Origin of the sequence: Sulfurimonas lithotrophica (assembly GCF_009258225.1) — a bacterium.
Taxonomy (GTDB): domain Bacteria; phylum Campylobacterota; class Campylobacteria; order Campylobacterales; family Sulfurimonadaceae; genus Sulfurimonas; species Sulfurimonas lithotrophica.
On sequence record NZ_CP043617.1, the window covers coordinates 1,684,178 to 1,704,890 of the forward strand.

Genomic DNA, 20,713 nt, shown 5'->3' on the forward strand with positions numbered 1-20,713 from the left:
ATTTATCTATTTTATTAATCTTTTTAGAGCTTCACTGCACATAAAAAGTCCAAAAGTAGCGGTAACTCCCATAAAAGACCCCTTTTCTTTAACACGTGCCTCTTCTGAAGAAAATATAACTTTATACTTTTTCTTAAAACCGCGTTTTTTAAGCTCATATCTTATCTTTGAGCCAAACTTATCTCCATATGTTTTCCAAATATCATCTACTTTTACAGCTGATGCATCTATACGTTTTGCACTTCCAAAACTTGATATTAGTTTTTTGTAACACTTTTGTGCAAGTGCGATTTTTGCCTTAGTATCGTCTATTGCATCCAGTACCAAATCATAAGAATCAAAGTCAAAGTTCCATACCCAATCTTCATCTATTTTTTGATTTATAATCTTTAAATTTGGATAATGCTCTTTTAGGGCTTCAACTTTTATCTCGCCTTCATGCAACTCAGACCACATTTGACGATTTTGATTAGACTCGTCATACATATCAAAATCAACTATGGTTATATCTTTGACTCCGCTTCTTATCAAACAATCAAGACAAAAACTTCCGACTCCGCCGACACCGAGTAAAATAATTTTTGCATCTTCGAGCTTTACAAAATCTTCTTTGAGCAGGGTTTTTATTCGTGCGTATTTAGCCAATACTCCAAACCTTTCATACTCTTATATGCACTCAAATCCAGCATAATAGGGCTTATCGAAATATATCCGGCTTTTATCGCTTCATAATCGCTCATTCTGGTTTGCCCTTCTCGCGGTGAAAAATCAAGCGGATGCAAACCTAACCAGTAAAACTCTTCTCCACGCGGATTTCTATGTGCATGTGCATCGTTTGCATAGTGTCTGTAACCTGCATACGTTACTTTAACATCAGCCTCTTTTTTATCAAAAGGTATATTTATATTTAAAAATTCACGTTTTGGCAAAGGAAACGTACCGTTTTTAATCTTAGTTACTAAATCTTGTATAAAATTACTTGCCAACTCAAAATCACCGCTTGGGTCTGTAAAATCCATAACCTGACTTATGGCAATAGAAGGAATATCGTGCAGTACACCTTCCATAGCACCTGCTGCAGTTCCGCTGTAAGTAATATCTTCACCCATATTTGAGCCGCGGTTTATTCCGCTTATTAGTAAATCTGGTTTTTTATCTGCAAATATAGATGCTAAAGACAGATATACACAGTCACTCGGAGTACCGTCATCTAGTTTAAAAAAATCATCGTCTATACCTATAAAACGCAATGGTCTTACAAGTGTGATTGAGTGTCCGCAAGCCGATTTTTCATTAGCCGGAGCGACAACCGTTACACGCACGCCTTCTATCTCTCTCAAAGTTTTTACAAGTTCCAATAAACCCTTTGCTTCATAGCCGTCATCGTTTGTTACCAATATATTATAAACATCCATAGACATATTTTACTTCTTTGTTTACTTTTTTCGCCGATATTATATCTAATAAAATTAAGGCAAAAATTATGACTTCATATGCACTTGACTCTTACAGAGCACACGATTTAAATATAGCTATGCGTACAAGCAGTGGTGATGAGATAAATATGGATTTTTCAAATCAAAGTTCAGCATCTATCAGATACCAAAAAGATGGAGGAAACTCATCTTCTTATATGGAATTTTCTTCGATGCAGTCTTTTAGTTTTTCCATAAAAAGCAACGGTATTGATGAACAAGACCAAAAAGAGATAGACGAGTTTATGAAAATAGCACAACCTTTTATAGACGACTTTTTAAAAGAATTAAGCCAAGATGCACCTAAAACTCCTGTTACCGAGCTTGCTCATAAAGTTGCAGGTATTTTTAACCCTAACAAAGAAAGGGATGAAAACAATACTAACAACGTTAAAAACAACATAGTTAAAATGTTTGACAACTCTATAAATCAGCTAGAGATCCCACAAAAAGAATCTCGCGAGAGTATGATTGAAAAAATATTTGAAGATGCAAAAAAACTATTAGAAAAAACACTTAAAGAGTTTGATGAATTTAACAAATCTATTTACGCATAAGTGGTATATTTTTTGCTTTAACAAAGCATGAAAACACTACTTATATTACTTATTTTAAGCATATCTATATATGCAGATACTGCACATGAAATTGAAAATAGTTACGCACAGCTTAATTCAAAAATTGACAAAATTTCAAATAAACTTACAACTGAAGAGAAAGTTCAACTATATTATCTAATAATATCTACACACGAAAAAATAGCAACTTCTCTCTCACTCGATAAATCTCAAACTAAATCTCTGCAAAAACTTGAGAAAAAAACTTTAAACATCTTAGATGAACTAAATAAAAAAACAAATTCTAAAGAGCTTAAAGCAATCAAACAACTTTATAAAAAAATGAACGAAGACGGAAGAAAACTAATAGAGCAAACAGAAGCTAAAAAATTTGAAATAAAAGATAAAGATAATGTTATCTATAAAGATAAAATCATATACAAAGACAAGATAATCTATGAGGATAAAATACTCTATAAAGACAAAGTTATAAAAGAATCATCGCTTTTATCTATAGTTTTATCATCTGTAATATCTTTTATTGTCACTGTATTGATTATGTACTTTATTTTTGCTTCTAAAGTATCCCGTATTGAGAATGAAAAGATTAAAAACGATAAAACTATATATTTAATCAAACAAGAAAATAAAGATTTTGAAGTTAAATTAAATGAAAAAAATATAGAACAAAATAAAATAGTTAATGAAAATAAACAATTAAGCGATAAATTAAAAAAAGAAAACAGCTTACTTATAGACAAAAACAATGAACTCTCTGAAGAATTAAACGAACATAAACAGACCCATAAATCACAAAAATCAAAATTAGAAGATGCGAGTAAAAAAATAATCACTTTAGAAGAAAATATAATAACTCTTCAAAACGAATTAGAAGAAGTTTTAAATAAAACCACTTTAAATACTCCGTCAGTAGCGGAAGAAACTGAAATAGACAATGAACTTGAAACTCAACGTCAAGAGCTTATGGCTATGCTCGATACTATTTCACAAATAGCAAATCAGACAAATTTGCTGGCATTAAATGCTGCAATCGAAGCTGCTCGAGCAGGTGAGCACGGTCGTGGATTTGCAGTTGTAGCAGACGAGGTTAGAAAACTTGCCGAAAAAACACAAGAAACATTAAACAACGGAAAATTAAAACTCTCTAATTAGTACTTAAAACATCTTTAGGTAGAATTGCAAAAAATAATTCTAAAAAGATATTTAATGACGGCTTTTCAATCTCTTGTAAATATTATTAACGATAATCATGATTTAATAGACTTTGAATACAAAGATATTAAAGATTTAACCGTTATTAATGGAAAATTATTTTCAGACATCATCAAACAAGTAAAACTATTACAAGACAGAAGTATAAATAAAAAAGAGTTTATAAAGAAGGCCGTTCGCACTGCATTTGAACTCGAAGATCAAGACTTGGTTCTTATAAAAAAAGAACAAATAGTTATTAAAATAATTCAAAATATAAAAAGAGATACGACTGAGAGAAGATTTAACGGTTACTCTGAAGATGAACTCTTAAAACTATACAATGAGTACTTTGATAAAACAACATTGGAAACTTTTATAAAAAATATATCTTACGAAGTTTTTAAATATCTTTTTATAAGAAAACAAGTGACAAACGATTTTTATGAAAAAAACATATACTCAATAGTCCAAAACTATATTGCAAAAGCACTTATAGATTTTGAAGATAAAAATGCAGAATTTAGAAAAGGTTTTGCAGGTTATATATTTCGCATAAATTTTGTAGAAGTATTTTCACATATAAGCGATCAAATTCTAGAATCGATATCTTATAGGGATGAATACTTAATGAACTGGATTAAATACTATAACGGTCAGGTAATTATTAAACATAATAAACGTTACGAAGCACCATCCATAGTTAATGAATCAGGACAAAAATATAATCCATCCGCACTCTTTGGAACAATAGCCATGTGGTTTAAAACAAGAGACAAGATAATCTTACTAAAGAAAAGATTTAAAGAGGTAAATAAAAATTTAGAAAAATTAAAAATAGACAACCTCTCTCCAATAGAGTATAAAGATGAACTCATTCAAGAAAGACAAGAGATAGAAAAGTACATATATGAAACCAATGAAAAAATAAAAGATTTGTTGGAAAAAAGAAGAATAAATAAAGACGAAGAAACTTTATACGATATAAATGATGAGATTCAAGAGCTTCGTTTAGACATAAAAGAGGATAAAAGAGAGATAGACGATCTTAATGCACATATAGCTAATATTGATACAATCAGTACAAAAAGACTTGAAGAAGATAAGGCAAGAATAAAAAAAGATATAGCCAGAGAAGAGAAGGCACTAAAACAAAATAAAAAAGTTTACCAATCTATACAATCTGCCTTAGTTAAGGCACTTACATCAAAAAGAAAACCCATATAACTTGACTTTAGCAATCTATTTATAGTAAAATTTCAGCACATATAGAGATTTAATCTCTAAAAACCAGTATTACCCCTACAAAAAAAATCCAAGAAAAAAAATTAAGGTAGATATTTTATTATGAGTGAAAACACTTCACAACAACCCCGTAAAAACACTAACAATCGCAGCAATAGCCGTAAAAACAACAATTCGACCCGTTCTCATAAACCTGCAAACGGAGCAAGTGTTGATGAATTGCGTACTAAAAGTTTAGACGAGCTGATTGCACTGGCGGAAGAGCTAAACGTAGAGCATCCACAAGAGCTAAAAAGGCAGGATTTAATCTTTGAGATATTAAAGGCTCAAACTGCTCAAGGCGGTTATATCCTTTTTAGCGGTATCTTAGAAATTATGCCGGACGGTTACGGTTTTATACGTTCAATCGACAAGAGTTTCAACGACTCAGAAAACGATTCATACGTTTCAAATACCCAAATAAAGCGTTTTGCACTTAGAAACGGTGACGTTGTAACAGGTCAGGTCAGACCTCCAAAAGATCAGGAACGCTACAATGCTTTAATCAAAATAGAAGCAGTCAATAATCTACCTCCGGAAGAGAGCAAAAAACGCCCACTCTTTGACAACTTAACTCCACTATATGCACTTGATCAAATTAAACTAGAATATAAAGAAAAAGGTTTGACCGGTCGTATGATGGATTTGTTTGCCCCTATCGGTAAAGGTCAGCGTGGACTTATCGTTGCACCTCCAAGAAGCGGTAAAACAGAGCTTTTAAAAGAGATAGCACATGGGATTAGTGCTAATCATGCCGAGATTGATTTAATGGTATTACTTGTAGATGAACGTCCAGAAGAGGTTACGGATATGGAGCGTTCCGTAAAAGGTGAAGTTTACAGTTCAACTTTTGATATGCCTGCCAAAAACCATATTAAAGTTGCAGAGATGGTAATTGAGCGTGCAAAACGTAGGGTTGAGCAAGGTCGTGACGTAGTTATTTTACTTGATTCTATTACTCGTTTAGCTCGTGCATATAATACTGCTACACCATCAAGCGGTAAAGTACTCTCAGGTGGTGTAGATGCAAATGCACTACACAAGCCAAAACGCTTCTTCGGTGCTGCACGTAACATTGAAAACGGCGGAAGTCTGACTATCATCGCTACTGCTCTTGTAGATACGGGAAGTAGAATGGATGAAGTTATTTTTGAAGAGTTTAAAGGTACCGGAAATAGCGAAGTTGTTCTTGATAGAAAAATTGCAGATAGACGTATATATCCTGCGATTGATGTTCTTAAATCCGGTACTCGTAAAGATGAACTCCTAATCGGACCTGATAAACTACAAAAAGTATTTATACTTCGTTCTATGATGCAAAAACAAGACAACGAGATTGAAGCACTTAAATTCATCTATACAACTATGGGTAAAAAGACTACCAACGACGAATTCTTAGAGAGTATGAATACTCAGTAAATTTCTCGCCTTTAGGCGTAGCTTTAGTGAATAGGAATTTGGCAAAAGATTTACTCTTTTGCTAAAGGAGGAAATAGTGAAAATTGGAGTATTTGATTCTGGTATTGGTGGATTAACTGTTGTAAAATCCATGCTTGAGCATAAACTCTTCGAAGAGATTATATACTACGGAGATACTGCCCGCGTACCTTACGGTACAAAAGATAAGAACACCATAATCCGTTACGGAATAGAGGCTATAGAATTTTTTAAAAACTTTGAATTAGACCTTATTATAGTAGCTTGTAATACGGTAAGTGCCTATGCACTCGAAGAGATGCGTGAATCTGCCCAATGTCCCGTTATCGGTGTAGTTGAAGCCGGTATTTTGGCTTGTAAAAACTCACTTGAAGATAAAGACTCAAATATATTAATCTTAGGTACAAAAGCTACTATAAAATCAAAAGCATACGAGATTGGTCTTTGTGATCTTGGTTATACCAATCTGGATGCAAAAGCGACCGGGCTTTTTGTACCGCTTGTTGAAGAAGATATTTTCTCAGGGGAGCTTATAGATGCCTCGTTTAGGCACTACTTCTCAGATATAAAAAATTCTCCAAATGCACTTATACTTGGATGCACTCATTTTCCGCTTATTGAAGATGAACTTCAAAAGTACTTTGGTCAAGATACAAAACTTATTCACTCCGGTGAAGCTATAGTAGAACATCTACAAAAGCAATTTAATTTTACAAAAAAACATCCAAAAACTATACTAAAATTCTTTGCATCTGAAAACCCTGAAGCTTTAAAATCAGTTGCACATAACTGGCTAAATCTTAAGTAACCATTTCGAAATTTTTTATAATTAAAATTCTGCACTTATAAAAGGATGCAGAATGAGAAAAAAACGAAATATTATAAATCTTTATAAAGATAAAAATATTAATAGCGTCAAATATGTTATTTCGATAGAGAACGAAGAAGATTTAGACCAGTTCTGGGATTTTTTAAATTCAAATATTGATTCTAACCGCTATATACACATATTTATTGAACTTCTTTATAACTTTACGCATACATATATACTTAAAGACGAAGCAAAATTTTTTGAAATTATCATTGAGGAAAATGATTCAAATATCTACTTTACCATATGGAATAAGAAAGTGATAAAATCACTTGATTCTTATTTTTCCAAATCATCTCTAAAGTACAAATATGATAATAAAAAATTGACAATAAAACTAAAAAAAGAAGTCTCTAAAAAACTTATACAAAAGATTGAACAAGATCATATAGAGATAGAGAAAAAACTAAATTCACCTACATTCAAACCATCAAAACCTAATACAAATTCAAACTTTATTAAACCCTACAACTTTATAGATGATGAAGATTTAAATGACATTATAAGGATAAACGATGACTTGCATGACATACTCTACAGAGGTAAAAAACTAGGTATAACCGAAGATATACTGATAGAGCTTCGCTCATCTTTGTCAATGTTTTTATTAAATATAAAGTACTATAAACAGGTATCGGAGTTTAGTAAAACTATTGATTCGTTTTTAGTTTTACTAATACAAAATACGGACAAATTTTTAACAAACAATAAAAAGAAAATAACCTTAATAGAAAAGCTTATAAATAATATAGACACTTGGATAAACAGACTCTTTGTAAACGGCGGTAAAGAGTTATATTTTTTAGATAAAGTTATGCATGAAGATTATTTGATGCTACAAGAGATGGTATATTCCAAAAAGAAATCTTAATATCTCTTATAAGAATTTAACACTATAAATGATAAAATCAATCTTATTAAAAAGATGGAGTCATGTGTGGGAAATTCTGAAGTTCTAGCTAGAAAATACAGACCAAAAAATTTTGATGAACTTATAGGTCAAGAGAGTATTGCCCAGACCCTATCTCTTGCACTTGATTCAAACAGGTTAAGCCATGCTTACCTTTTTTCGGGTCTTCGCGGTAGTGGAAAAACTTCAACTGCACGTATTTTTGCCAAAGCCCTTATTTGCCAAAACGGTGTAACCCATCAACCCTGCGGCATATGTTCAAACTGTGTAAACGCGTTAGAGAATCGTCATGTAGATATAGTAGAGATGGATGCGGCAAGCTCAAGAAAAATTGACGATATACGCGATTTAATCGAACAAACAAAATATAAACCCTCAGTTGCAAGATTTAAAATTTTTATTATAGATGAAGTCCACATGCTTACAAAAGAAGCATTTAATGCCCTTTTAAAAACGCTAGAAGAACCGCCTGAATATGTTAAGTTCATACTGGCTACGACAGATCCCTTAAAACTGCCGGCTACGATTTTAAGTAGGACTCAACACTTTAGATTTAAAAGTATCGCTCAAAGCAAAGTCATTGATCATCTTATACACATATTGAATCTGGAAAATATATCTTACGAAACGGATGCATTAGAGATTTTGGCAAGAAGCGGTAGTGGAAGTTTACGTGATACTTTAACGCTGCTTGATCAGGCTATTATATACTCAAAAGGTCATGTCGATGTAAATACGGTTACCGATATGTTAGGACTTGTTGATCCAAAATTCATAGCTGAAATTTTTAATGCTATTTTTTCAAAAGATTATGCAAAAATAGTTGAACTAACTAAAATACTCGAAGATTATGAAAGCGAGATGGTTGTCGATGAACTTATTGCATATGTAAAAGAACGTATGTATGACAACGATGCACTTTTTTCAACCTTGGTTATAGACAGGTTCTTTAGAATCCTTAGTGATTCAAAATCTCTTTTTGCAATAAATGCCGACGGTTCTTTTGTTCTAAGTCTAATATTTTTTAAAATGGTTGAAGCTCTTCGTGTGAAAGAGATAGATCAGATGATAGAGTCTCTTCAATCTCAAACACCACGTGCGGATATAGAGCCTATTAGTATGGATAAATCTCAAAAAGAAAATACCCAACAGGAACAAACTAATGATATACAACCTCAAGAACAGATTGTAGAACCTATAATAAAAAAAACAGATCCAAATACCGAACTTTTTAATAAACTTGTAGAAAATGTAAGAGACAGAAATGCCCAGCTTGGCGAATGTTTTGAAAAAAGCGTAGAATTTAAATCGTTTGAAAACGGTGTTTTAACATGGGAGAGTTGTGCAAATGAGGAGTGTAAAAAAACACTTCGACATGGTTTTCCTGCCATAAAACAAGAGGTAAGAGAACTATTTGGATTTGAAACACAGATAAAACATACGCTTTGTTCTAAAACTCCCGAGGATTTAGAGGAAAAACAAGAAGTCAAAGAAGTTGTTGAGCAACAAGAACCTGTGTTACAAGAACCTGTGACACCGCAACCAATTCCGCAAAACAACATTAACGGACCACAAAGTACTTCTATGGTTGAAGATGCAGAGATGGGCGGAAGTGCATCTTGTGTAACAGATTGTCAAAGTAGTGACGATACCAAAGAGTTAAATCCGCCTGATATTAAAGACGACCCTATGGTTGCTAAAGCTATAGAGCTTTTTGAAGCAAATAAAATAACTATACAATCAAAGATTTAACACTAAAACTAAATACAGAACCCTTACCCGGTTCTGATTTTACGTTTAAAGCCGTATCGTGTAATTTAAGTACATAAGAAACCATTGCTAAACCTATACCCATAGAGTTATCCCAAGTATTTTTATCTACCCTGTAAAATTTTCCAGTAATTTTATCTATATGTTCACTGTGAATACCTATACCGCTATCCTCAACATATACGACGCCGTTTTCTACCTTCAACTCTACTTGTGCTTCCGAATATTTTAAAGCATTATCTACCAAATTGGTAAGTACTAACTCCATCATAGTTTTGTCTGCTTTTATTTTAATATCTTCGGCTGAAAAGCTTATCTCTCTATCTCTGTATTTTAATGAGATGTTTGTAACCACTTCTTCACAAAGTTCTTTTAGATTAAAGCTTGTTAGTTTCGTCGGTATATCACCGTTTTCAAGTTTAACCGAAAGCGCAAGACGATCTAGCATCTTAGATATTTTCTCTCCGTTGGAGTTAATCTTAGATAAAAACTTTTGACGCACTTTTAGAGGGATATCCGGATCGTCTTGAAGTGTTTGTGCATAACCGACAATAGATGCTACAGGATTTTTAAACTCATGGGATATAGATGACAAGATATCGTTTCTTTGTTTATTCATGAGTCTAAGTTTAGCCATGTGCTTACGTTTTTGACGATCCCGTTTATCAAGCTTTTTAACAAGATTTTTAAGTAGTAACGATATCTCTAAAAACTCATGAAAATATTTTACTTTTAAGTTAGCTTTATAGTTTTTATTTGATATTTCATCAAGATAAACTTTTATTCTTCCAATATCTTCTATAATTTTTTGACTCATTCTATTTGAGGTATAAAAAGATATGACTAAAATAAAAATATATATTAAACCTATTTTTATACTCAACTCGTAAAAATGACTTAAAACTTTAGCAAGTCCCATAGATAGACGTAATGTGTATGATTTATCTTTATAAATAATCTTTTTTGCAACATATAAAAAATCTACGCCTATAGTTTTTGAGTAACGAACAGACTCGCCAAACTCTAATTTATTTGCCATCATCACTTCGTAACGGTGTGAATGATTATCCATAGTTGTTTTATCTTCATTTGTTTCTACTATAACTTTACCGTCTGCATCTATTATAGTTACACGGTATTTTGTTTTATCATGTATTTTTTGAGAAAACTTTTCTAAAGATTCTACTTTTGTCAAAAAGTCTGCAGATATTTTTATAACGTTTTTTAAGTTTTCCGTATTGTAAGAAACGATAATAGACTTTAAACCTACATATGATACTATTGACGTAAGTAACATTATGCCCACAAAAAGAGCAACAAATTTAATGTTAAAAAGTTGATAAATTTTTAACAAAGTTTGTACCCTACACCGCGAACCGTTTGAATATACTCTTTTGTTTTATCCGGGTCTATCTTTTCTTTTAATCTGTTAATTGCCACGTTTACCGTGCGGTATTGATAATCTCCACCGTCACTCCATACATTTTCTAAAAGGTAGTCTCTGTCTAGTACCGAATTTTTATTTTTAATAAACTCGCTAAGCAAATCAAATTCTAGTTTTGTTATTTCAATATTTTTACCATCTACTTTTAAAGTTCTTGATGATGAATCTAAAAATAGGTCTCTATATGAAAGATTACCACCGTCATTTAACTTCTTACCTGTTCTTTTTAACATTGCTTTTACTCTAAGAATAAGCTCTTTCATGTTAAAAGGCTTTGTTAAATAATCATCGCCGCCTCTCTCAAAACCCTCTTCAATATCTTTATCGGTATTTTTTGCACTTAAATAAATTACAGGTATTTGGATTCCGTCTTCACGCAAAAGAGTTACAAACTCACTACCTTCTATCCCCGGGAGGTTTCTATCCATTATAAGTAAGTCTATATCTTCTTCATCAATAATTTGAGATACTGTTTTTGTATTTAAAAAACCAATTGTCTCAAACCCTTCTTTTTCAAGATTGTATTCTATAAGTTCAAGTAAATCTTCTTCATCTTCAACTATTACAATTGTTGCACTCATTATTCCCTCGATATAAATATGGTAAATATTGTATCAAAATATGATTACAAAAAGGTTTCAAAGGAAAGAATAAGTTAAGAAGTTTGCTTAGGACTTTATTACATTTATTATATGTTTCCCCATCGGGTTTATTTAACCCGTACAAAAATGTAATCCAAAGTCCTAATGCCATATAGTTTAAGAGTTTTTTTCTTACCTTACTCAAGTTCTTAAAAATGTTTATATTATACGAACTAAGGCAATTTCTAAAACCACAATACTATTTTAGTAAAAATATTTTTTGAAATATAGTAGCAAAATGATTACAATTTAATATATTAGATTAAGTACAAATTAAATGATAAAAAAATATAATGGTTAACAAAAGTGTAAATAAGGTGTTGATTTGTTTATTTCGTCGTATAATACTTACTTAAGTACAAATACAAATAACAAAACTCTAAAAAATGAGAGGGATTTTTCCGATTCCAAATTATTTGAAAAGACTCTTGCAAAGAGCACCGATGCAAACACTTCAAAACTTACGCAGACAAATAATGTAAATTATATTTTAAAAAACAAAATACTTAGTACAAAAGAGAGAATAAACTCTCAACTTAAACAAGAATCTTCTTTATCAAATATGAGTAAATTCTCTACCGTAAACTCTCAGATAAAAGCACCGATAGCTTATGCTGCAAACTCTAGTATGTTTTCTTTGATGATAAAGTATCCTAAAACCGCTAAACAGATAGAAGACAACTCTGCAAAAGTTCTTAAAGAACCAATGCTTAGAGCTAAGATGATAAATACTTATACCGATAACGACAAATACTATCGCTTAACTGCCTAATCCTCTAACCAAGCATCTGTTTTTATAATCTTACCGTTATCAAATACTTTTAGTTTATATGCGCTTGAGCATTTTCCATCTTCCATATCCATAACGGCCATTTGAAGAATCTTTTTACATTTTTTAGGGATATCGAAGTGACCTTTCATACCTGTTAGAAACTGCTTTAGAGGTGTCTTTGCATCCATACCTATTACATTATCCCTGCATCCGGTAAGACCGATATCACTCAAATACGCTGTCCCATTAGCTATTTGGAAATCATCACTGCTTACATGTGTATGTGTACCTATAATTCCAGACACTTTTCCTTGTAGTAGCATCATCATAGCACGTTTTTCACTGCTAGCTTCGGCATGAAAATCTACAAATATATTTTTTACACCCTCTTCGTGCAAAGATGCAACCGTACTTTGTGCCACACGAAAACCATTCTCACACATCGGCATAGCGTAGTGCCCCATTAAGTTTAAAACTGCCAGTTTTTCACTCCCGATATCGTAAACCTTACATCCGGTTCCTTCTACCTCATCGGGGTAGTTGTGTGGACGAAGAATCTCATGTGTGTCAAAAAGAGCTACTACCTCTTTTTTATCCCAAGAGTGGTTACCGCCGGTCATAACATCTATTCCGTAAGCAAAAAGTTCATTTGCATTTTTGCTCGTTAAACCAAAACCGTGAGATGCATTTTCATAATTTGCTATAACAAAATCTATAGAATGCTCCTTTTTGAGTATAAAAAGGTAGTCTCTTAACATCTCACGTCCGGGTTTTCCTACTATATCGCCTATAAATGCTATTCTCATCTATTATCTTTTCATTTTATTTATGCGAATTCTACCATAATTTACAAAGTCGCTTAATCCACACTATATTTTATAAAAAGTAATAGTTATATTTATATACTAATATTTTTTTTCTGTTGAGACAATTGAAATGCTTTAGCATTATCAACTTGTTTATTTTGAAGATTTTCGATTCGTTTTTCTAACTCTGCTTTCTTTTTAACAATTTTTACTCTTTTTTTACCTGGGTTAGTTTCTTTTATTTTTTTTTCAAGGCTTGTTATTTCAGTCTTAGTCGAAGAGATCTCTTTTTCTAAACTTGTATTTCTTTTAATAACTTCTTTTGCAGAGATATCTGAGTCTTTTTTCTTAATAACTTCTTGTGCTTTTTTATCCGTAGATTTTGTATCCTTTATACTACAACCTGTATTTAATAATGTCCCTACAACTAATGTCGTTGTTATTAACTTGTATCTAGTTTTCATATTATTCCTATATTTTAAAGTATTGGTTAAAAAAAACCATGTAGCACTTAAAAGTACTGACCGTAAAAATATATGGAAAAAAAATGTAATAAAAATGTAATAGAATATTATTTAATAAATTTAATTATAGAAGTGCTAAATCAACTTTTTGATATAAAAATGTAATCATATTTATTTATAATCCCCGCATGAAAATAAAACTCATACTAGAATTTAGTGCAATATTTATATTGCTTCCTTTGCTTTTTTTATTGCATCTACTTCCAAAGTATATGATAATTCCATCTTTGTGGCTAGTATCTCTCTATGCCTATATTATACTAAGGGTAAAGGGACAAGTTATATTTGCTAACAGCTTTGAACTGGAAGATATTAACTATATACTAAAAAGATTTATCGTTATAAGTTCTATAATCTTTATCTTTACTTTTTTTCTATATCCCAATAAGCTTTTTGGATTAATAGTTACTCAGCCCTATATTTACTTAGCTGTCATTATATTTTATCCTCTATTTTCGGTTATCCCGCAGGAGCTGCTTTTTAGGCAGTTTTTCTTTTACAGATACTCTTTAAACTTCTCTAAATTTACTATCATATGGGCAAATGCACTTGCTTTTGGTTTTGTACATGTAGCATTTGGAAATATTTTAGCCGTGATTTTTACAATTCTCGGCGGTTTACTCTTTGCAAGTACCTACAAAAAAACAGAGTGTTTGATACTTGTAATAATCGAGCACTCACTTTATGGGGTGCTAATATTTACTGTAGGTTTAGGGGAATTTTTTTATCATAATAATGGGTATTAAGTGTGCCAAAGACTAAATAGTCTTCGGCTTTGCATTTCTTAGATAATAAAGCACAGCTTTTATAATATCGTCATCATCTTTAGAGTTTGATTTGATACTCTCTTTGCTATCATTTTTATATACAAGAGTAATATTTTGTCCATAGTTAGAGATATTTTTTATCTTTTTATCAAGTGCAAGAAGTTTTATCTCCATAAGCTCAAAGAACTGACGAGTCGGTGCATCAAGCTCACCAAAGCGGTCTATCACTTCCTCTTGTATCTCATAAACTTCAACACTCTCTTCACAGGCGGATAAACGTCTGTATATATCAAGTCTTAATCTGTCTTCGCTGATTATATCATCACTCAAGTACGCTGAGATTGTAAGTTTTATATCTACTTTATCACGAGAAGATTCTTGGGTATTGCTAAGTTCACGAATGGCATCTTCAAGCATCTTTAGATACAGTGAATAACCTATGTTTTTAATGTGCCCGCTTTGTGCATCTCCAACCAAGTTTCCACCCCCACGAATCTCCAAGTCGTGATGCGCAAGTACTGAACCAGATCCTAAGAATGAGTTTGATTCAAGTGCAAGAAGACGTTTTTTAGCTTCATCTGTAAGATTTTCTTTATTATCGACTATAAAGTATGCAAAGCCCTCATAAGACCCACGACCAACACGACCGCGAAGCTGATGCAGGTCTGCGATACCGAATCTGTCAGCACCGTCAACTATGATGGTATTTACCCTAGGCATATGGATTCCACTCTCTATGATGCTTGTCGCTATCATCATGTCATACTCGCCAGCTTCAAATTTTAGAAGCTCTTTTTCAGTCTCTACGGCTGAGATTTTAGAGTGAAGCATCACTACGCGAAGCTCGGGAAGAATTGCTTTAATTTCACCTAGTTTAATAGGCATATGCTCAATCGAGTTATGCACGTAAAAAACCTGTCCGCCACGTCGAAGCTCACGAAGTATAACCTCTTTTATAAGTTTCTCACTATACTCTTTAACGAAAGTCCTGACACCCAGTCTTGCACTTGGAGGTGTTAGAAGCTGGCTCATTGTTTTTATGGAACTAAGTGCCTGATTTAGTGAACGTGGAATCGGAGTAGCAGACATACTAAGCATATGCACATTATGGTAAAGCTCTTTTATCTTCTCTTTTTGCTTAACTCCAAATTTATGTTCCTCATCTACTATTACAACGCCTAGTTTTTTAAATCCAAGTCCAAAAAGTGCATGAGTTCCAACCACACAATCAAGCTCACCGGATGCAAGTGCGGCAGTTATATTTTTTTTATCTTTTGCAGATACAAAACGGTCTAGTTTTGCATACCTGATGCCAAGCTCATTAAAGCGCTCATCCAGACTTCTGAAATGTTGAGCTGAGAGAAGTGTCGTCGGAACTATTAAAGCCGACTGATAACCCGATTTATACGCGGCATATATAGTGTTCATGGCAACTTCAGTTTTACCAAAACCCACATCACCGCTAAGCAGTCTGTCCATAATATGACCGCTTCTCATCTGATTGATTATTTCATTTATCGACTGAGTCTGGTCATCGGTATAATCAAATCCGGCTTTTTTCTGAAATTCTTCTAACTCTTTTTTATTTATATCAATTTTTGGAGCTTTTATAAGTGCACGTGCAGCTGCGGTATTTACTATAACCCCTGCAATCTCTAAAAGACGTTTTTTAACCTTATCTTTTAGTTTTCCAAAGCTTCCTTTTCCAAGACGGTCAAGTACCGGAACCGAACCGCCTGAAGCTATGTAGCGGTCTATATAGTCTAAGTTCTCAACTGGAAGTAAAACTTTGTCATCGCCGATATACTTGATAACTATAAAGTCTTTAACCCCTCCAAGAATCTCAGTTTGCTCGATAGATTCAAATATACCTACGCCGTAGTCCTCATGTACTACGTAATCACCTTTTTTCAAATCATCCAGTAAAATCGAGCTTTTTCTACGACGACGTTTTTTATCAGGTTTATTCAGGGAGATAACCATCTCATCAGGCGTTAAAATGTTTAAAATGTACGGAGCATAAACTTCTGTTACGTTTTTAAGCTCAAACAATCCGACCTGTTTCATTACGGCTTCATTTGCCGCTATTATGGTTATTTTTTTATCTTTATGAACCTTTAGCAGTGAATGAACATCCGCTACTACCAACTCTTTGTAATCATCAGAGTCTTTTAATATTTCTAAATTAAACTCATCACGATAGAGTTGAGGATTATTAAGTGCATATGCATCTATAAGTACATCATCTAAGTTACGAACTAACTTTACTTTTTTACCTTCTAAAAAATTATAAGATTTATCATCTAGATGCCAAAGACCTAGAGATGCTATATCTTTTACAAGTGCTTCGTATTCACTAGATTCTGCTTTTTGGGAGAGTTCATCATATGAGCTTTCATCTAAAGAGAAAAACGCACTTGTAACCTCAAACTTGTCAAGTTCCTCTTTTTGCGTACGTTGGGATTCAAGTTCAAAATATTTAATCTGCTCTATTTCATCATCAAAAAGAGATATACGAATAGGCAGCTCAGATGCAGGTACATAGATATCTATAATATCTCCGCGAAATGATATTTCACCCTCGACCTGAACCATATCTACAAAGTTATAACCCCAATGAAGCATTTTTGATTTAAAAGCTTTTAAATCAATATTTCCGCCAAATTCCAAGACTAAAGAATCCAGTAATTCAGGTTTTGGCATATAAAACAGTAGTGTTTTTAAGGGAGAAATAATTATCGGTTTTTTATCAGTATTGTTATAGCGTCTTAAACATGAAAAAAGTGTATGAAGTTCTTCTTTATATACACGTAAGTCATCGCCGAAAGCCGGACGAAAATCCGGAAAAAGTAAAACATCTTGCTTGAAAAATTTGGCGACGCTCTCTAAAGAGCGTGCCTCCTCAGAATCTTCACAAATTAATATATCTAAATCTGTTTTTTTATTTTGACTTAGATACTCAAAAAAAATACTCTGAGACATCTACGCCTTTTTTATTTCTTTGTCGATATCTTCTTTTGAAAGGTTGTTACTCGGTAAATTTGCAGCTGCAGGTGTTTCTTTTACACCTTTAACGATTGAGTTACCTTCAAAAATACCTTTTGCTTCTATAACTAACTCGGAAGCTTCAACAGTACCTCTAACATGACCGTTTGCTTTAATTTCCACACGATCGGCATGAAGCGTACCTTCAACAAAACCTTGAACTACTAGTCTTTTTGTAGTAACATCACCGTTTATGTGACCGTGTTTGCCGATATTTACCTCTTTTGTAGAGTTTATTTTACCTTCAAGTTCACCATCTACGTACAGGTTACATTTTAGATTCATTTCGCCTTTGATCGAAGTGCCAGCCGTGATAATGGTTGTGTTTGTGTCGGTTGTGGTACTTTGATGTGTGCTGTCGCCGTTATTAAAGATTGCCATGGTATATTTTTCTCCTGTTCAAATATAGCTTTATAGTTTTGTACATTCCATTTTACAAAGTAAAACGGGTTAACCGTGCGGTGTAAAAATCTTAGCTCGTAATGTAAATGAGGTCCACTACTCATTCCTGAATTTCCGGAATATGCTATCAGGGTACCTTTTTTTACAAATGTTCCGTATTTTACTACTACTTTGTTTAAATGTCCGTAATACGACTTAAATCCGTAGTTATGTTCGAGTATTACTAACTTTCCAAACCCGCTTTTTTTATGATATCCTGCATATTCCACTACACCGTCTGCCGTCGCATATACAGGTGTTTTCATCTTTGCACGCATATCTAAACCACGATGAAACTCTTTTCTGTTTAGTGTTGGATGTATCCTGTAGCCATACTTACTTGTAATACCTTCATATGTTACCGGTGAACCGTTTGGTATAAACTGTAGTAATGAAGCCATATGTTCTGAATTTAGTTTTGTTTTAGTAACTCTTTCTTGAAGAGAACTATCTTCTACAGGAGACATTCCTATAAGTGTTTCAATCTCCGATAATGAATCAGAAACTTCGTTTAGCTCTTTTTTCTTTAGAAAAAGTGCAACCTGAGTTTCTTTCATACTTTCATCTAAGTCTTTATTTTTGGCTTTTAGTTCAGCATATGCATTTTCCATATTTTGACGTTTTACTTCAATTTGTTCTACGGAATAATTTAAATATAGTATGGTACTAACGGCAAACATTCCTATAAATGCAAGAAAACCTAAAATATACCAAATAACTTTTTTTACTATTTGATGCAGGTTAAACTGCTTAACACCGTTATCATCGTTAATAGTAATCGTAAAGTGATTATTCATCTAATTAATATACTCTTTTAAAAATCTTTCAACTACACTAAATGAGCCAAATACCAAATATTTGTTGTTCGGCTCGGTTTTATAGTAGTGTGAGTATTCTATCTTTAAATGTTTTAAAATATTATGAAGCGATACTTTATTTTCTATACGCTCCCCTTCAATATCTATTATTTGAACCTCTTTAATTATCGGTTTTAGTATTTTTAAAATCATTTCATAGTCTTTATCTTTATAAGAATTATATATTAAAATATACTTCTGCGGTGCAAGTTCTTTAACTACTGAAGACGCTGCCAATGGATTATGCCCCACATCTACAATAATATTTTCATCTATTTTACTCAACCTTCCAAACAATTTGGCATCTTTAAAATCTGACTTTTTATAATCAATACCAAGAAACTTTAAAGCTCCAATTGCTAAAGATAAATTTTCTTTTAAATATGAAGCTAAAGATAAAAAATCGGCTATTTTGTCAATCTTTTTATAATCTTGTTTATTTAACAGTTCTTCTATTTTTATTATATTTTTATTCATTTGCGAAGCTATATCATAAACTTTAGAATATTTTTGCTTTGATATTATTGCATTGTTTTGAATAGAATTAAGTTTAGTTTTTGAAATTGCTTCTATAGTAGAACCTAAAAAAGCCTGATGGTCTAAGTCAATCGGCGTAACTAAACTAAGTTCTTTTTCAAATACCGCAGTAGCATCGAATTCACCACCGAGTCCTGCTTCAAGCACGACAAAATCACAACCCTCAAAAACAAGCATCGCAAGTAAAGTAGTATATTCAAAATAACTAAGTGCATCCGAGTCCTCTTTATCTAAGAGTGTGTAGAGTTTTTTATGTGCATCTTCTAAAACCTCATCACTTACGTCACTGCCGTTAATCCAAATACGCTCATTAAACTTTAAAATATGAGGTGATGTATAGTGTCCTACACTATAATTATTGTTAAATAAAGCAGTTGCTAAAAACCTGCCCGTTGTACCTTTTCCGTTTGTACCTATTAGATGCACAATCTTTGGAATATTGATGTATTTTTTTATTTTTTTGTATGTTTTTGGAAATCGATTATAATCTATCTCATCGTAAAACAGAGGTTTTGAGTCTAAAAATTTAGTTAAAGTATGCATCTTTTATTTTATTGGCCGTTTCTTCAAATATCCCTTTGCTCAAACCCATTCTTGCAACTTTTTTTGAAGCTTTTAATATTGAGTCTTCACTCAAAACCTCTTTAACATTTATAGCCGTTCTGATTATATCTATTAGATTTCTGTATTTTTTTAAATCAAAGTTTATCTCTTTTAGTTTCTCTTCATCATAATCCAAAGCAAGCAAAGTATTTACATAGTGCTCTTCTAAATTCCAGTGTTTAAAAAGTTCTGCGGAGATTCTGTATGTACTAATTCCCAAAAGTTCTTTTTCAAACTTATCAATATCTTCACATTCGTTAAAAGCTTTTCTAAATTCACCTATATAGTCGCTTTTTTTTACTTCATTTGCCAATAATAACTTACCGGATTCCATTATTAAAGCAAGTTGCGATAAAAGTTTTACTTCCGAATCGTTAACACGTGAATACCATTGAAACATTAAAGCACTTTGTAGATGACATAGTTCGTTAAACTGTTTTGTATCAAAACCATATACACTGGTATCTGCTTTTAAAGTCTCATCGATTGAGTACTTAACTACAAACATATATATCCTGTGTGTTCCGAGTAAAGTAACGGCTTGTCTTGCACTTAAAACTTTTTGTCTTAGTCCGTAAAATGGAGCATTTATTACTTTTAGTAAATTAGCCATTAACATTGCATCGGATTCTAAAACCCTAACTAAGCTAGGCACGCTCATTATCTCAAGTCCACTTGCATACATACTTCTAACGGCATTTGCCGCATTTGAAAGTGGAGGAAGAGTATCTATATTTTCAATTATTTTTTCAAAAGTCAT

At 32.5% G+C, this 20,713-nt stretch carries 19 protein-coding genes and 1 pseudogene; 9 read left to right on the plus strand and 11 right to left on the minus strand.

The genetic code is table 11. The features are described 5' to 3' along the window. Positions 1-6: 6 nt before the first annotated feature. Together FJR48_RS08445 and surE are read right to left on the minus strand one after the other, a co-directional pair. A complete protein-coding gene (locus tag FJR48_RS08445; RefSeq protein ID WP_152307705.1) occupies positions 7-645 on the minus strand; it encodes a ThiF family adenylyltransferase in 639 nt (212 codons plus the stop codon). Beyond that, positions 624-1,421, minus strand: a complete 798-nt coding sequence (surE, locus tag FJR48_RS08450; RefSeq protein ID WP_241856042.1) for a 5'/3'-nucleotidase SurE — start codon at positions 1,419-1,421, stop codon at positions 624-626. The genes FJR48_RS08445 and surE overlap by 22 nt, the downstream gene beginning before the upstream one ends. Before the next feature lie 62 nt (positions 1,422-1,483). Between surE and FJR48_RS12210 the strand changes: the two genes are divergently transcribed. From FJR48_RS12210 to FJR48_RS08485, 7 genes and pseudogenes are all read left to right on the plus strand, one after another. Further along, positions 1,484-2,032, plus strand: a complete 549-nt coding sequence (locus tag FJR48_RS12210) for a hypothetical protein (RefSeq protein WP_241856043.1) — start codon at positions 1,484-1,486, stop codon at positions 2,030-2,032. Between the two features lie 558 nt (positions 2,033-2,590). After that, positions 2,591-3,178: pseudogene (locus tag FJR48_RS12555) on the plus strand (methyl-accepting chemotaxis protein); the annotation flags it as partial. A gap of 81 nt (positions 3,179-3,259) precedes the next feature. Continuing rightward, the gene (locus FJR48_RS08465; protein WP_152307706.1) at positions 3,260-4,471 is read left to right on the plus strand and encodes a hypothetical protein; all 1,212 of its coding nucleotides are present in this window, start codon (positions 3,260-3,262) and stop codon (positions 4,469-4,471) included. A 120-nt stretch (positions 4,472-4,591) separates the two neighbouring features. Continuing rightward, entirely contained in the window at positions 4,592-5,947 is a 1,356-nt protein-coding gene (gene rho / locus FJR48_RS08470) for a transcription termination factor Rho (RefSeq protein WP_152307707.1), read from the plus strand. 76 nt (positions 5,948-6,023) lie between these two features. Further along, positions 6,024-6,773 (plus strand): glutamate racemase, encoded by a 750-nt coding sequence (gene murI / locus FJR48_RS08475; RefSeq protein WP_152307708.1) that lies wholly within the window; start codon positions 6,024-6,026, stop codon positions 6,771-6,773. A 52-nt stretch (positions 6,774-6,825) separates the two neighbouring features. After that, a complete protein-coding gene (locus FJR48_RS08480; protein ID WP_152307709.1) occupies positions 6,826-7,707 on the plus strand; it encodes a hypothetical protein in 882 nt (293 codons plus the stop codon). 54 nt (positions 7,708-7,761) lie between these two features. After that, positions 7,762-9,498, plus strand: coding sequence for a DNA polymerase III subunit gamma/tau (locus FJR48_RS08485; RefSeq protein ID WP_152307710.1), 1,737 nt, complete (start codon positions 7,762-7,764; stop codon positions 9,496-9,498). Here the strand turns inward: FJR48_RS08485 and FJR48_RS08490 are convergent. Next, a complete protein-coding gene (locus tag FJR48_RS08490; protein ID WP_152307711.1) occupies positions 9,479-10,870 on the minus strand; it encodes a HAMP domain-containing sensor histidine kinase in 1,392 nt (463 codons plus the stop codon). The genes FJR48_RS08485 and FJR48_RS08490 overlap by 20 nt on opposite strands. Further along, positions 10,864-11,541, minus strand: coding sequence for a response regulator transcription factor (locus FJR48_RS08495; RefSeq protein WP_152307712.1), 678 nt, complete (start codon positions 11,539-11,541; stop codon positions 10,864-10,866). The genes FJR48_RS08490 and FJR48_RS08495 overlap by 7 nt, the downstream gene beginning before the upstream one ends. Before the next feature lie 385 nt (positions 11,542-11,926). On the opposite strand from FJR48_RS08495, the gene FJR48_RS08500 reads away from it, so the two are divergent. Further along, entirely contained in the window at positions 11,927-12,373 is a 447-nt protein-coding gene (locus FJR48_RS08500; protein WP_152307713.1) for a hypothetical protein, read from the plus strand. Here the strand turns inward: FJR48_RS08500 and FJR48_RS08505 are convergent. Both FJR48_RS08505 and FJR48_RS08510 read right to left on the minus strand, forming a co-directional pair. Beyond that, the gene (locus tag FJR48_RS08505) at positions 12,370-13,179 is read right to left on the minus strand and encodes a TIGR00282 family metallophosphoesterase (protein WP_152307714.1); all 810 of its coding nucleotides are present in this window, start codon (positions 13,177-13,179) and stop codon (positions 12,370-12,372) included. The genes FJR48_RS08500 and FJR48_RS08505 overlap by 4 nt on opposite strands. Positions 13,180-13,271: 92 nt before the next feature. Then, positions 13,272-13,643, minus strand: a complete 372-nt coding sequence (locus FJR48_RS08510; RefSeq protein ID WP_152307715.1) for a hypothetical protein — start codon at positions 13,641-13,643, stop codon at positions 13,272-13,274. A gap of 188 nt (positions 13,644-13,831) precedes the next feature. Between FJR48_RS08510 and FJR48_RS08515 the strand changes: the two genes are divergently transcribed. Next, on the plus strand, positions 13,832-14,449 hold the full coding sequence (locus FJR48_RS08515; protein ID WP_152307716.1) for a CPBP family intramembrane glutamic endopeptidase: 618 nt from the start codon (positions 13,832-13,834) through the stop codon (positions 14,447-14,449). A gap of 12 nt (positions 14,450-14,461) precedes the next feature. Here FJR48_RS08515 and mfd read toward each other — a convergent pair whose 3' ends face one another. From mfd to FJR48_RS08540, 5 genes are read right to left on the minus strand one after another with little or no spacing between them, the layout of a single operon-like run. Continuing rightward, positions 14,462-17,452 (minus strand): transcription-repair coupling factor, encoded by a 2,991-nt coding sequence (mfd, locus tag FJR48_RS08520; RefSeq protein WP_152307717.1) that lies wholly within the window; start codon positions 17,450-17,452, stop codon positions 14,462-14,464. After that, the gene (locus FJR48_RS08525) at positions 17,453-17,800 is read right to left on the minus strand and encodes a bactofilin family protein (protein WP_241856044.1); all 348 of its coding nucleotides are present in this window, start codon (positions 17,798-17,800) and stop codon (positions 17,453-17,455) included. Beyond that, a complete protein-coding gene (locus tag FJR48_RS08530; protein ID WP_152307719.1) occupies positions 17,797-18,753 on the minus strand; it encodes a M23 family metallopeptidase in 957 nt (318 codons plus the stop codon). Before FJR48_RS08530 ends, FJR48_RS08525 begins: the two co-directional genes overlap by 4 nt. Then, positions 18,754-19,893 (minus strand): folylpolyglutamate synthase/dihydrofolate synthase family protein, encoded by a 1,140-nt coding sequence (locus FJR48_RS08535; RefSeq protein ID WP_152307720.1) that lies wholly within the window; start codon positions 19,891-19,893, stop codon positions 18,754-18,756. It abuts the gene before it with no gap. Further along, positions 19,877-20,713, minus strand: a complete 837-nt coding sequence (locus tag FJR48_RS08540) for an HDOD domain-containing protein (RefSeq protein WP_152307721.1) — start codon at positions 20,711-20,713, stop codon at positions 19,877-19,879. The genes FJR48_RS08535 and FJR48_RS08540 overlap by 17 nt, the downstream gene beginning before the upstream one ends.

Excerpts from the sequence above, each read along its gene's own strand:
- FJR48_RS08505 (WP_152307714.1), bottom strand. The coding sequence starts at position 13,179 with ATGAGAATAGCATTTATAGGCGATATAGTAGGAAAACCCGGACGTGAG.
- FJR48_RS08530 (WP_152307719.1), bottom strand. The coding sequence starts at position 18,753 with ATGAATAATCACTTTACGATTACTATTAACGATGATAACGGTGTTAAG.
- FJR48_RS08480 (WP_152307709.1), top strand. The coding sequence starts at position 6,826 with ATGAGAAAAAAACGAAATATTATAAATCTTTATAAAGATAAAAATATT.
- FJR48_RS08535 (WP_152307720.1), bottom strand. The coding sequence starts at position 19,893 with ATGCATACTTTAACTAAATTTTTAGACTCAAAACCTCTGTTTTACGAT.
- FJR48_RS08495 (WP_152307712.1), bottom strand. The coding sequence starts at position 11,541 with ATGAGTGCAACAATTGTAATAGTTGAAGATGAAGAAGATTTACTTGAA.
- mfd (WP_152307717.1), bottom strand. The coding sequence starts at position 17,452 with ATGTCTCAGAGTATTTTTTTTGAGTATCTAAGTCAAAATAAAAAAACA.
- FJR48_RS08540 (WP_152307721.1), bottom strand. The coding sequence starts at position 20,713 with ATGACTTTTGAAAAAATAATTGAAAATATAGATACTCTTCCTCCACTT.
- FJR48_RS08525 (WP_241856044.1), bottom strand. The coding sequence starts at position 17,800 with ATGAATCTAAAATGTAACCTGTACGTAGATGGTGAACTTGAAGGTAAA.
- FJR48_RS08465 (WP_152307706.1), top strand. The coding sequence starts at position 3,260 with ATGACGGCTTTTCAATCTCTTGTAAATATTATTAACGATAATCATGAT.
- FJR48_RS08485 (WP_152307710.1), top strand. The coding sequence starts at position 7,762 with ATGGAGTCATGTGTGGGAAATTCTGAAGTTCTAGCTAGAAAATACAGA.
- rho (WP_152307707.1), top strand. The coding sequence starts at position 4,592 with ATGAGTGAAAACACTTCACAACAACCCCGTAAAAACACTAACAATCGC.
- FJR48_RS12210 (WP_241856043.1), top strand. The coding sequence starts at position 1,484 with ATGACTTCATATGCACTTGACTCTTACAGAGCACACGATTTAAATATA.
- surE (WP_241856042.1), bottom strand. The coding sequence starts at position 1,421 with ATGTCTATGGATGTTTATAATATATTGGTAACAAACGATGACGGCTAT.
- FJR48_RS08510 (WP_152307715.1), bottom strand. The coding sequence starts at position 13,643 with ATGAAAACTAGATACAAGTTAATAACAACGACATTAGTTGTAGGGACA.
- FJR48_RS08515 (WP_152307716.1), top strand. The coding sequence starts at position 13,832 with ATGAAAATAAAACTCATACTAGAATTTAGTGCAATATTTATATTGCTT.